Source organism: Streptomyces malaysiensis subsp. samsunensis, from assembly GCF_024519315.1.
Taxonomy (GTDB): domain Bacteria; phylum Actinomycetota; class Actinomycetes; order Streptomycetales; family Streptomycetaceae; genus Streptomyces; species Streptomyces malaysiensis.
Window position 1 is genome coordinate 94,769 of the sequence record NZ_JANIIC010000001.1, and the last position, 12,085, is coordinate 106,853.

The window sequence follows — 12,085 nt, forward strand, 5'->3', positions numbered from 1 at the left end:
CACCAGTCGGTAGTTGCAAGTAAGCGGGGGCCTACGTCGGATGAGCCAGGGAGCGGACGGCTATTCCACTCATATGGCGCAGCGCGAGCCGCGCGTTGCCGATGCGCCGGCGCGACGGCCCGCTTTCGCGCGACCGGATGCCGCGCCCCCGCGCATACGGCGGGGGCACGGGAAGCGGCCGGTCGGGAGAGGTCGGAGGAAGTCCGCTATGGTTCCGCAGCGCTCCGAAGGGGCGCGGGGCCGTATCGATATGCGGCTCCGCCGCAGCCGTGTCGAATGCGGCTCCGCCTCGGCCGTGTCGATATGCGGCTCCGCCGCGTGGGACCAGCCACGACGGCGCCGCGGATGGCCACCGACGCATCGCGGCACTCCAGCGGAGCGCTTACTCGGCCGCGGCGGTCTCGCGGACCGGCTCGACCAGCACCGTGACGATGCGGTTGCGGCGGCCCGCCGGGGACTCGGCGGTCAGCCGCAGCGCCTTGAGCGCGGGGTCGACACCGCCCTCGGGGACGTCGACCTCCGCCTTGGCGCCCGCGATCGGCACCCGGCCCAGCGCCTTGGCGAGCAGCCCGCCCACCGTCTCGACGTCCTCGTCGTCCAGGTCGGTGCCGTACAGCTCGCCCAGGTCGCCCAGGGCGAGCCGGGCGGTCACCCGGTGGGTGCCGTCGCCGAGGTCCTCCACGGGCGGCAGCTCGCGGTCGTACTCATCGGTGATCTCGCCGACGATCTCCTCGAGGATGTCCTCGATGGTGACGATGCCGGCCGTGCCGCCGTACTCGTCGATCACGACGGCTACATGGTTGCGCTCCTGCTGCATCTCGCGCAGCAGATCGCCCGCGTTCTTGGTGTCCGGCACGAAGGCGGCGGGCCGCATCGCGGTGGAGACCAGCTCGGCCTCGGCCTCGCGGTTGATATGCGTCTTGCGGACCAGGTCCTTGAGGTAGACGATTCCGACGATGTCGTCCTCGTTCTCCCCGGTGACCGGTATCCGGGAGAAGCCCGAGCGCAGCGCGAGGGTGAGGGCCTGCCGGATGGTCTTGAAGCGCTCGATGACCACCAGGTCGGTGCGCGGCACCATCACCTCGCGCACCAGGGTGTCGCCGAGCTCGAAGACGGAGTGGACCATGCGCCGCTCCTCGTCCTCGATCAGCGACTCCTGCTCGGCGAGGTCCACCAGGGCGCGCAGCTCGGCCTCGGAGGCGAACGGGCCCTTGCGGAAGCCCTTGCCGGGCGTGAGCGCGTTACCGAGGAGGATCAGCAGCGGCGGGATGGGGCCCATGACCCGGGCCAGCGGGATCAGCGCATAGGCGGCCGCGGTCGCGGTGTTGAGCGGGTGCTGGGCGCCGATGGTGCGCGGGGAGACGCCGACGGCCACATACGACACCAGGACCATCACGCCGATCGCGACGGTCAGCGCCTTCCAGGTCTCGGGGAACTCGCGCAGACACGCGAACGTGACGACCGCGCCCGCCGCGACCTCACAGGCGACCCGCACCAGCAGCGCCACATTCAGATAGCGGGTGGGGTCCTCGGCGACGAGCATCAGCTTGGCGCTGCCCCGCCGCCCGGAGCGCACGGCCTCCTCGGCGCGGAACCGGGTGGTGCGGGCGAGACCGGCCTCCGCGCAGGCCGCCAGCCAGGCCACCACGACCAGCAGGACGGCCGCGGTGACGAGCTGCGCGCTCATCGGACGGTGGGGGCCGGGGAGGGGCCGGTCAGGCCCTGCTCCGCGCGCCAGCCGTCGATGATGGCGGCCTGGAGGCCGAACATCTCGGCGCGCTCGTCCGCCTCCTCGTGGTCATAGCCGAGGAGATGGAGGACGCCGTGGACGGTGAGCAGGTGGAGCTCCTCGTCCATGGAGTGCCCGGTCGGCGCCTCCTCCCCCTGCTTCTTGGCCACTTCAGGGCAGAGCACGATGTCCCCGAGGAGGCCCTGCGGGGGCTCCTCGTCGTCCTTGGCCGGCGGGCGCAGCTCGTCCATCGGGAAGGACATGACATCGGTCGGCCCCGGCAGATCCATCCACTGGATGTGCAGCTGCTCCATGGCGTCGGCGTCGACGACGATCACCGAGAGCTCGGAGAGCGGGTGGATACGCATCCGGGCGAGTGCGTAGCGGGCGACGTCGAGCACCGCCCGCTCGTCGATATCGGTACCGGATTCGTTGTTGACGTCGATCGCCATGGTGGGTTCGCGGTTACTTTCCGTTGCGGCTGTCGTACTGGTCGTATGCGTCGACGATCCGGCCGACCAGCTTGTGACGGACCACGTCGGTGCTGGTGAGCATGGAGAAGTGAACGTCCTCGACGCCGTCCAGGATCTCCCGCACCTGGCGCAGACCGCTCTTGGTCCCGCCGGGGAGGTCGATCTGGGTGATGTCGCCCGTGATCACTATCTTGGAGTCGAAGCCGAGCCGGGTGAGGAACATCTTCATCTGCTCGGGGTTCGTGTTCTGGGCCTCGTCGAGGATGATGAACGCGTCATTGAGCGTACGGCCACGCATGTACGCCAGCGGAGCGACCTCGATCGTGCCCGCGGCCATCAGGCGCGGGATGGAGTCGGGGTCGAGCATGTCGTGCAGCGCGTCGTAGAGCGGGCGCAGATACGGGTCGATCTTCTCGTAGAGCGTGCCGGGCAGGAAGCCGAGCCGCTCCCCCGCCTCGACCGCGGGCCGGGTCAGGATGATCCGGTTGACCTGCTTGGATTGCAGTGCCTGGACCGCCTTGGCCATGGCCAGATAGGTCTTTCCGGTGCCCGCGGGGCCGATACCGAAGACGACCGTGTGCTTGTCGATGGCGTCGACGTAGCGCTTCTGGTTGAGCGTCTTGGGGCGGATGGTGCGGCCGCGGTTGGAGAGAATGTTCTGGGTGAGCACTTCGGCAGGCGTCTCCTGCACTCCGCCCTCGCCGTTCTCGGCCGCGCGCAGCATGGAGATCGAGCGCTCCACCGCATCCTCCGTCATCGGTTGACCGGTGCGGAGCACCAGCATCATCTCATCGAACAGACGCTGGACCAGGGCGACTTCCTTCGGGTCCCCGGTGGCGCTGACTTCGTTGCCCCGTACGTGGATATCGGTCGCCGGGAACGCCTTCTCGATCACACGGAGCAGCGCATCACCGGATCCCAGCACCATGACCATCGGGTGCTTGTTCGGGACCGTGAACCGCGCATGCGCCTGCGGTGCTGTGGTTGGTTGCGTCATGGGCCGGCTCTCTGGCCTGCTCCTACCTCCCGATACAAGGGTTCTCGCCGCTCGACAACCTTGGCTTCCAGGGTACGACGGAGCACCGACAAGACCCGAGCCCTTTTACTCCCATCCGCTCATCACTCCGCTCGGGATGCGGCACCGCGCCCGGTCCGTGCCCGGCCTACGCCTGGCGGAAACCGATCGTCGGGACGGCCCGGCGCAGCGGCCAGGGGCGGGCGGCGCCCGGGAGCAGCCGGTCGAGGAAGGCGTAGCGGCGCAGCGCGCGGGCGGGCTGGTCGTCGTAGGCGCGGGCGTGCTGCCACCAGGCGGCGATCTCGACCCAGCCGGGCGCCGACAGCGAGCCGCCGAACTCCTGCACCGACAGCGCGGCGGTCAGCCCGGCGAAGGCCAACCGGTCGGCGAGCGGCCACCCGGCGAGCGTGCCGGTGACGAACCCGGCGACGAACACATCCCCGGCCCCGGTCGGGTCCAGGGCCTCCACGGAGATCGCGGGCACCTCCGCGGTCTCGCCGGTGCGGCCGTCGACCGCGTACGCCCCCTCGGAGCCGAGCGTGACGACGGCGAGCGGGACCAGGTCGGCGAGGGCACGGGCGGCGGCGCGCGGGCAGTCGGTGCGGGTGTAGCGCATCGCCTCCTCGGCGTTGGGCAGGAACGCCTCGCAGTGCTCCAGCTCGGCGAGGTCGGCCGGATCCCAGCGGCCACTGTCGTCCCAGCCGACGTCCGCGAAGACCCTGCTGCCGTGGCGGGCGGCCTCGGCCACCCACTCCTGGCCGCGGCCGGGCACCAGGGAGGCCACGGCGGCGCGGGCCGGGGGCGGGCAGCTGGGCGCGGGCTCCTCGGGCGGCGGGGCCTCATGGCCGTGGGAGACCATGGTCCGCTCGCCCTCGTAGGCCATGGAGACGGTCACCGGGGAGTGCCAGCCGGGGATGGTGCGGGAGAGCGAGAGATCGATCCCCTCGCCGCGGTCCAGGGCGTCGCGGCAGTAGTCCCCGTAGTGGTCGTCGCCGAAGGCGGCGGCGAGGGAGGTGCGCAGGCCGAGCCGGGCCAGGGCGGTGGCCATATTGGCGACGCCGCCGGGGCTCGAGCCCATGCCGCGGGCCCAGGACTCGGTGCCGCGGACGGGGGCGCTGTCGAGACCGGTGAAGATGATGTCCAGGAAGACGGTGCCGGTGAGATAGACATCGCACTCCGGGTCACCGGGCCGGCGCACGGTCGCGAGCGGGTCGAGCATGGGGTAGCCCGCCATGAGCTTGTCGCCGTCGTGTGTCGTCACCGCGCTCTCCCAGGTCTTGCGGGTCCGCCTCCATCGTCGGACGCGGGTGCGGCCAGTGTGCACGATGGGACCGACAAGGGGCCGGGGTCCGGCCACCGACCCCCTCCGGGGCCGCCTACCGGCCCGGGGACCCGCCACTGCCCCACCACGGGCCCGGAGCCAGCCACCGCCCCGTCTCGGGCCCGGGGACCCGCCACTGCCCCACCACGGGCCCGGAGCCAGCCACCGCCCCGTCTCGGGCCCGCGCCGTCCCGCGCCTTCCCGCGGGCCCGGACGGCTCCCGCCGGCCCTTCCTCGGCGCTCTCAGCGCCGTTTGGGCACCGCCACCGTCATCAGGTCCTGGGCGACCGTGAGCTCCCCCTCGAACCCGGCGGCCCGCGCCTGGCGCTCGAAGTCGGAGGGATCGCCGTAGCGCTGCGAGAAGTGCGTCAGCACCAGATGCCGCACCCCCGCCCCGGCGGCGACCCGGGCCGCCTGTCCCGCGGTCAGATGCCCGTACTCGACGGCCAGCGCCTCGTCCTCGTCCAGGAAGGTCGACTCGATGACCAGCAGATCGCACCCCTGCGCCAGCGCGTCGGCGCCGTCGCACAGCCGGGTGTCCATGATGAACGCGAAGCGCTGCCCCGGGCGCACTTCGCTGACCTCCTCGATCGTGACCGTACGCCCCTCGACCTCCAGGACCCGCTCCCGCTGGAGCCGCCCGATCTCCGGGCCGCGGATGCCGAGCGCGGCGAGCCGCTCGGGCAGCATCCTGCGGCCGTCCGGCTCGATCAGGCGGTAGCCGTAGGACTCGACGGGGTGCGAGAGCCGGGCCGCCTCCAGGGTGTACGCGGAGGTGCGGGCCAGCATCGCGCCGTCACCGGCTACCGGCTCCTCGGTCAGCGCCACGGTCTCGCGGTAGGCGGTCGCGTACCGCAGCCGCTCGAAGAACCGCTGTCCGCTCGCCGGGTAGTGGGCCGTCACCCGGTGCGGCACCCGGTCGAGGTTGATCCGCTGGATCACCCCGGCCAGGCCCAGGGAGTGGTCCCCGTGGAAGTGCGTGACGCAGATCCGGTCGATGTCATGGGCGGCGACCCCGGCCCTCAGCATCTGGCGCTGGGTGCCCTCGCCGGGGTCGAACAGCAGGCCCTCACCGTCCCAGCGGAGCAGATAGCCGTTGTGGTTGCGGTGCCGTGTCGGCACCTGGCTCGCGGTGCCGAGGACGATCAGTTCCCGTGCGGACAAGGGTTATCCGGGAGGCCAGTTGAGCCCGCGGCCGCCGAGGACGTGGGCATGTGCGTGGAAGACGGTCTGCCCCGCGCCGGAGCCGGTGTTGAACACCACGCGGTAGCCCGTCTCGTCGAGCTTCTCATCGGCCGCGACCCCGCCCGCCTCGCGCAGCACATCCGCGGTGACCTGCGGTTCGGCCGCCGCGAGGGAGGCCGCGTCCGAGTAGTGCACCTTGGGGATCACCAGGACGTGCGTGGGCGCCTGGGGATTTATGTCGCGGAAGGCGACGGTGGTGTCCGTCTCACGGACGACGGTGGCCGGCACCTCCCCCGACACAATCTTGCAGAACAGGCAGTCGGCCTGCGGTTCTCCCGCCACCGGTGGCTCCCTTACGGATCGTCGGCACCTACGGTCCGGATGGTACCGGGAGGCCCTGCCGGCGGAAGAGATCGTGGACTACTCGCCCGGACCGGTGCCCTGACCGCCGCCCTCGGCGCCGGCCTTACCGGCGCCGTTCTCGGTGCCGGCCTGGCCGCCGCCGTCCTTACCGCCGCCGTCTTCGGTGCCGGCCTTACCGCCGCCGTCCTCGGTGGCCGGGTGGTCCGAGGGGTGGGTACGGGTGGGCTCGGGGCCCTCCGTGGTGCGGTGGTCCCACGGGTGGCTACGGGTGGGCTCGGGCCCCTCGGTCGTCCGGTGGTCCCAGGGATGGCTGCGCGTCGGCTCGGGGCCCTCCGTGGTCCGGTCGTCCGAGGGCTGACCGCCGGTCGGCCGGGGGCTCTCGGTGTCCCGGGCGCCGCCCTGGCACTCCCCGATCACATTCGCCTGGAAGACCTTCCGGCCGTCCACCTGGCCGGTCAAGTCGCCCCGGACGCAGTGGTCCTCCCGTACGTAGGTGACCCGGCCCCTGATCCTGATGTCCTTGTCGTTCTCGGTCCTGCCCTGGCAGTCCACCCGCGCGTCGGTCTCCCCGGCCCGCTCGCTCCGCGAGGGCGAGGCACTGGCATCGGTACCTGCCGTACGGCCGTTCCTGAAGTCGGCGTTGCAGCTCATCCAGCGGACGCCGACACCGCCCCGCTCCAACGCCTCGGTGGTCACCCGGTCCGTGGTGATCGCGATCGTCGCGGAGCTGATGCTGCCGCCCGTCGGCTCACACCCCGTCACCGCGACCACCGCCGCGCCGACCACCGCGGCGGCACACAGCGCCCGTCCCCGCCTTGCCTGGCTCAATACCCCCATGGTGGATAGGTTCCCATCGGCCGACGCCAACCGGAAGGCCGTCCTCGGCCAGGTGCGGACCCGTCAGAAGAAGCGTTGGAGGGGCGCTCCAGAAGTCGTGGAGGGCGCGCCAGAGGCCGCGGAGGACCTTCTTCATCCCCCTTCATCCCCAGCGGCCGGTGCGGCCGAGCAGCAGCGCGGCGGCCGCCGTTCCGGCCGTGGAGGTGCGCAGCACGCTCGGGCCCAGCCGGTACGGCCGCGCGCCCGCCTCGGCGAAGGCCGCCAACTCCTCCGGGGAGACGCCCCCTTCGGGTCCGACGACCAACACGATCTCGCCACTCGCGGGCAGTTGGGCCGTCGCGAGCGGTTCCGCGCCCTCCTCATGGAGCACGGCCGCGAACGCGGCCTCCGCGAGCAGCCGGGCCACCTGCCGGGTCGTCATCGCGTCCATGACCTCGGGGAAGGTCAGCCGACGGGACTGCTTGCCCGCCTCGCGCGCGGTGGACCGCCACTTGCCGAGCGCCTTGAGGCCGCGCTCGCCCTTCCACTGGGTGATGCAGCGGGCGGCCGACCACGGGACGACGGCGTCCACGCCGGTCTCCGTCATGGTCTCCACCGCCAGCTCGCCCCGGTCGCCCTTGGGCAGCGCCTGGACGACGGTGATCCTCGGCTCCGGGGCCGTCTCCTGGCGCACCTCGTCCACCGCGACCTGGAGCCGGTCCTTGCCCTCCACGGCCATCACGGTGCCCTGGACGCCCGTGCCGTGACCGTCCGTCAGCACCACCGGCTCACCGACGCGCAGCCGCCTTACGGACACCGCGTGACGCCCCTCCGGACCCTCCAGCCAGACCCGGGCCCCCGCGACCGCCCCCGCCAGGGAGTCGGCCACGAACACCGGGGCGGTCACGACACCGCACCCCGCTGGGGCTGAAAGCCCAACGCGCCCCGCGCCGCGTCGAGTTCGACCGCGAGCGTCTCCACAAGCCGCGCGGCGGGCAGCTCACGCGCCAGCCGGTGCCCCTGCCCGGCCCACAGCGCCATCCCCTGGGGGTCGCCCGCCTTGGCGGCCGCCTTACGGAGGCCGGAGGTCATGTGGTGCAGCTGGGGGTAGGCGGCGGGTGCGTACGGGCCGTGCTCGCGCATGAAGCGGTTGACCAGGCCCCGGGCCGGACGGCCGGAGAAGGCGCGGGTCAGCTCGGTCCGGCCGAACAGCGGATCCGTCATCGCCTGCTTGTGCAGCGCGTTCGCCCCGGACTCGGGGCACACCAGGAACGCCGTCCCCAGCTGGGCCGCGACCGCGCCCGCGGCCAGCGCGGCGGCGATCTGCGAACCGCGCATCATGCCGCCCGCCGCGATGATCGGGATCTGGACGTACTCGCGGACCAGCGTGATCAGCGACAGCAGACCGAGCCCGACGCCCATCCCGTCGGCCGCCGGGTCATTGCTGTACGTGCCCTGGTGGCCGCCGGCCTCCACGCCCTGCACACAGACGGCGTCGGCGCCCGCCCACTGGGCGGTCTGCGCCTCGACGGGCGAGGTCACGGTCACGACGGTGCGGGTGCCGACCTTGGCGAGGGCGTCGAGGACGGCGCGGGTCGGGCAGCCGAAGGTGAACGAGACGACCGGAACCGGGTTGTCGAGGAGCACCGCGAGCTTGGCGTCGTACGCGTCGTCGGAGCCCGAGTCCGGGTCGCCGAGCGAGGTCTCGTACCAGGCCGCCTCGCCCACGAGCCGCTCGCCGTAGGCCGCGACGGCGGCCGGGTCGGGGTTGGGCGGCTGCGGCATGAACAGATTGATGCCGAAGGGCCGGTCGGTCAGCCCCCGCAGCTGCTTGATCTCCTCATACATCGCCTCCGGCGTCTTGTAGCCGGCGGCGAGGAATCCGAGACCACCAGCCTCGGAGACAGTGGCGGCGAGCTGCGGGCAGGAGGCTCCACCCGCCATCGGCGCCTGCACGATCGGGTACCGGTGGAGATCGGTCAGCGCGGAGGACATGGCCACATCGTGTCATGCCCTCCGCACGGGCTCACCACCGGATCAGGGGCGTCGCGGGACCCTCGGCGGCCCCGCCACGGGCCGATCCCGGCCCGTGGCGCCTACCGCCCGTTGAACGCGTCCTTCAAGCGCGAGAACAGCCCTTGCTGCCCCGGCTTGAACTCGCCGGTCGGGCGCTCCTCGCCGCGCAGCTTGGACAGCCGGCGCAGCAGCTCCTCCTGCTCCGGGTCCAGCTTGGTCGGGGTGGTCACCTCGACATGCACGATCAGATCGCCCCGGCCGCCGCCCCGCAGATGGGTGATGCCGCGCTGGTGCAGCGGGATCGACTGGCCGGACTGGGTGCCGGGCCGGATGTCGACCTCGTCCAGACCGTCCAGCGTCTCCAGCGGCACCTTGGTGCCCAGCGCCGCCGCCGTCATCGGGATGGTCACCGTGCAGTGCATATCGTCGCCGCGCCGCTGGAAGACCGGATGCGGGACCTCGTGGATCTCCACATACAGATCGCCCGCCGGGCCGCCGCCGGGTCCGACCTCGCCCTCACCGGCCAGCTGGATCCTGGTGCCGTTGTCCACACCGGCGGGGATCTTCACCGTCAGGGTGCGCCGCGAGCGGACCCGACCGTCGCCCGCGCACTCCGGGCACGGGGTCGGCACCACGGTGCCGAAGCCCTGGCACTGCGGGCACGGCCGCGAGGTCATGACCTGGCCCAGGAAGGACCGCGTCACCTGGGAGACCTCACCGCGCCCACGGCACATGTCACAGGTCTGCGCCGAGGTGCCCGGCGCCGCGCCCTCGCCGCTGCACGTCGTGCAGACGACCGCGGTGTCGACCTGGATGTCCTTGGTGGTGCCGAACGCGGCCTCGTTGAGCTCCACGTCCAGCCGGATCATCGCGTCCTGACCGCGCCGGGTTCTGGAGCGTGGGCCGCGCTGCGAGGCGGTGCCGAAGAAGGCGTCCATGATGTCGGAGAAGTTTCCGAAGCCGGCGCCGCCGAAGCCGCCGGCGCCACCGCCGCCCGCCCCCGACATCGGGTCCCCGCCCAGGTCGTAGACCTGCTTCTTCTGCGGATCCGACAGGACCTCATAAGCGGCGTTGATCTCCTTGAACCGCTCTTGGGTCTTCGGATCCGGGTTCACATCCGGATGCAGCTCGCGTGCGAGCCGGCGGAATGCCTTCTTGATCTGGTCCTGCGAGGCATCACGCGGCACGCCCAGGACTGCGTAGTAGTCCGTCGCCACTTACGACTCCGCCAGGATCTGTCCGACGTAACGTGCCACTGCGCGTACCGCTCCCATCGTTCCGGGGTAGTCCATGCGGGTCGGTCCGACCACGCCGAGTTTGGCGACCGCCTCGTCGCCGGAACCGTAGCCGACCGCGACGACCGAGGTGGCGTTGAGCCCCTCGTGAGCATTCTCATGCCCGATGCGCACGGTCATACCCGAGTCCTTGGCCTCGCCCAGCAGCTTGAGGAGGACGACCTGCTCCTCGAGTGCCTCCAGAACGGGCCGGATCGTCAGGGGAAAATCATGCACGAAGCGCGTGAGGTTCGCGGTGCCGCCGATCATCAGCCGCTCCTCGGTCTCCTCCACCAGCGTTTCGAGCAATGTTGACAGTACGATCGAGACGGTCCCCCGGTCCTCCTGTTCGAAGGACTCCGGAAGATCCTGCACCAACTGCGGCACATCCGCGAAACGCCGCCCCACGACCCGGCTGTTGAGCCGGGCGCGCAGATCGGCCAGCGAATCCTCGGAGACCGGGGCGGGGCAGTCCACCATGCGCTGCTCGACCCGGCCGGTGTCCGTGATCAACACCAGCATCACCCGGGCCGTGGCCAGCGGCAGCAGCTCCACATGGCGCACCGTCGAGCGGGTCAGCGACGGATACTGCACCACCGCCACCTGCCGGGTCAGCTGCGCCAGCAGCCGGACCGTGCGGCCCACCACATCGTCGAGGTCGACCGCACCGTCCAGGAAGTTCTGGATGGCCCGCCGCTCCGGGCTGGACAGCGGCTTGACCCCGGCCAGCCTGTCCACGAAGAGGCGGTAGCCCTTGTCCGTGGGGATCCGCCCGGCGCTCGTATGCGGCTGGGCGATGAAACCCTCGTCCTCCAGAGCGGCCATGTCGTTACGCACCGTGGCCGGGGAGACCCCCAGCCGGTGCCGCTCGGTGAGCGCCTTGGAACCGACCGGCTCCTCCGTCCCCACGTAGTCCTGGACAATGGCACGCAGCACTTCGAGTCTGCGTTCGCTGAGCACCCCGCGCACCTCCAGTCCAGCGATCTCATCAGGTCGTCCGTCTGGCACTCACCAGGCACGAGTGCCAGAGCCCCTCCGCCAGTGTACGGCGGGGTGCGGTGGCATGGGCAAGAGCCGCCGCTGGCAGCAACTCTCCTCCATCCCCGTTGAGCTAGCGTCGCGGTATGGAGACGTGTTGGGAAGAGGCAGGCTGGGAGCGGCTCGCCCCCGATGTGGTCCGCCGTCGGATGCCGGAGTGGGACGAGACGGTCGGCGTGGTCGTCGGCCGCACCGACATCCTCGTCGTGGACACCGGCGCGACCCTGCGCGCCGGGGCCGAACTGCGCTCCCTGATCACCCGGCTGACCGGCCGCCGCCCCACCCGGATCGCGCTCACCCATCCGCACTTCGACCACGTCCTGGGCTCGGCCGCCTTCGCAGGCTGCGAGGTGTACGGGGCCACGGGCCTGGACGAGCTGCTGCGCCGTGAGCGGGAGACACTGCGCGAGGACGCGATCCGCCACGGGGTGGACCGGGACGCCGCCACCGAGGCCGTGGACCACCTGGTCCGCCCGCACCATCTGGTCTCCGGGGAGCTCACCCTCGACCTGGGCGGCCGGCCGGTGCTGCTGGCCAATGTCGGCCCTGGCCACACCGCCCATGACCTGGCCGTCCTGGTGCCCGGCCGACCCGAGGTGGTCTTCTGCGGCGATCTGGTGGAGGAGTCCGGCCCGCCCCAGGCCGGACCCGACGCCATCCCCGGCCACTGGCCCGCCGCCCTCGACCGGCTGCTCGCCCTCGGCGGCGCGGACGCGGTGTACGTCCCGGGGCACGGCTCGGTCGTGGACGCCGCGTTCGTACGGGCCCAACGCGACGAGCTGGCGGCCCGCTTCGGCGTGTCCGGCTAGGCGGCGTCCTCCGGTCGGCGATCCAGTCGTCCGCCTCGTGGTTCCT

Annotated in this window: 12 protein-coding genes; 1 reads left to right on the top strand and 11 read right to left on the bottom strand. The window is 71.8% G+C overall.

Features of this window, described 5'->3' with window-relative positions; translation table 11 throughout:
* Positions 1–382: 382 nt before the first annotated feature.
* The 11 genes from NQU54_RS00425 to hrcA all read right to left on the bottom strand — a co-directional run bounded on the left by NQU54_RS00425 (position 383) and on the right by hrcA (position 11,152).
* Positions 383–1,687: a hemolysin family protein gene (locus NQU54_RS00425; protein ID WP_167501480.1), complete on the bottom strand. Its 1,305-nt coding sequence runs from the start codon at positions 1,685–1,687 to the stop codon at positions 383–385.
* Entirely contained in the window at positions 1,684–2,181 is a 498-nt protein-coding gene (gene ybeY, locus NQU54_RS00430) for an rRNA maturation RNase YbeY (RefSeq protein ID WP_069865941.1), read from the bottom strand. The genes NQU54_RS00425 and ybeY overlap by 4 nt, the downstream gene beginning before the upstream one ends.
* Positions 2,182–2,194: 13 nt before the next feature.
* Positions 2,195–3,199, bottom strand: coding sequence for a PhoH family protein (locus tag NQU54_RS00435; protein WP_257629228.1), 1,005 nt, complete (start codon positions 3,197–3,199; stop codon positions 2,195–2,197).
* 166 nt (positions 3,200–3,365) lie between these two features.
* Positions 3,366–4,451, bottom strand: coding sequence for a carbohydrate kinase family protein (locus NQU54_RS00440; protein WP_069866285.1), 1,086 nt, complete (start codon positions 4,449–4,451; stop codon positions 3,366–3,368).
* 330 nt (positions 4,452–4,781) lie between these two features.
* A complete protein-coding gene (locus NQU54_RS00445) occupies positions 4,782–5,702 on the bottom strand; it encodes a ribonuclease Z (RefSeq protein ID WP_257629229.1) in 921 nt (306 codons plus the stop codon).
* A 3-nt stretch (positions 5,703–5,705) separates the two neighbouring features.
* Positions 5,706–6,065 carry a histidine triad nucleotide-binding protein gene (locus NQU54_RS00450; protein WP_100807267.1) on the bottom strand — a complete coding sequence of 120 codons (360 nt, stop codon included), beginning with the start codon at positions 6,063–6,065 and terminating at the stop codon, positions 5,706–5,708.
* Between the two features lie 78 nt (positions 6,066–6,143).
* The gene (locus tag NQU54_RS00455) at positions 6,144–6,914 is read right to left on the bottom strand and encodes a hypothetical protein (RefSeq protein WP_257629230.1); all 771 of its coding nucleotides are present in this window, start codon (positions 6,912–6,914) and stop codon (positions 6,144–6,146) included.
* Between the two features lie 151 nt (positions 6,915–7,065).
* A complete protein-coding gene (locus NQU54_RS00460; protein WP_257629231.1) occupies positions 7,066–7,809 on the bottom strand; it encodes a 16S rRNA (uracil(1498)-N(3))-methyltransferase in 744 nt (247 codons plus the stop codon).
* A complete protein-coding gene (locus NQU54_RS00465) occupies positions 7,806–8,897 on the bottom strand; it encodes a nitronate monooxygenase (protein WP_093699774.1) in 1,092 nt (363 codons plus the stop codon). The genes NQU54_RS00460 and NQU54_RS00465 overlap by 4 nt, the downstream gene beginning before the upstream one ends.
* A gap of 101 nt (positions 8,898–8,998) precedes the next feature.
* Positions 8,999–10,135, bottom strand: coding sequence for a molecular chaperone DnaJ (gene dnaJ / locus NQU54_RS00470; RefSeq protein ID WP_167501484.1), 1,137 nt, complete (start codon positions 10,133–10,135; stop codon positions 8,999–9,001).
* Positions 10,136–11,152 carry a heat-inducible transcriptional repressor HrcA gene (hrcA, locus tag NQU54_RS00475; protein WP_257629232.1) on the bottom strand — a complete coding sequence of 339 codons (1,017 nt, stop codon included), beginning with the start codon at positions 11,150–11,152 and terminating at the stop codon, positions 10,136–10,138.
* Between the two features lie 164 nt (positions 11,153–11,316).
* Here hrcA and NQU54_RS00480 point away from each other — a divergent pair, with 164 nt between their 5' ends.
* The gene (locus NQU54_RS00480) at positions 11,317–12,039 is read left to right on the top strand and encodes an MBL fold metallo-hydrolase (RefSeq protein ID WP_257629233.1); all 723 of its coding nucleotides are present in this window, start codon (positions 11,317–11,319) and stop codon (positions 12,037–12,039) included.
* Positions 12,040–12,085 lie beyond the last annotated feature (46 nt).

Coding starts and splice junctions, on each gene's coding strand:
- NQU54_RS00480 (WP_257629233.1), top strand. CDS start 11,317: ATGGAGACGTGTTGGGAAGAGGCAGGCTGGGAGCGGCTCGCCCCCGAT.
- NQU54_RS00465 (WP_093699774.1), bottom strand. CDS start 8,897: ATGTCCTCCGCGCTGACCGATCTCCACCGGTACCCGATCGTGCAGGCG.
- ybeY (WP_069865941.1), bottom strand. CDS start 2,181: ATGGCGATCGACGTCAACAACGAATCCGGTACCGATATCGACGAGCGG.
- NQU54_RS00440 (WP_069866285.1), bottom strand. CDS start 4,451: ATGGCGGGCTACCCCATGCTCGACCCGCTCGCGACCGTGCGCCGGCCC.
- NQU54_RS00425 (WP_167501480.1), bottom strand. CDS start 1,687: ATGAGCGCGCAGCTCGTCACCGCGGCCGTCCTGCTGGTCGTGGTGGCC.
- NQU54_RS00435 (WP_257629228.1), bottom strand. CDS start 3,199: ATGACGCAACCAACCACAGCACCGCAGGCGCATGCGCGGTTCACGGTC.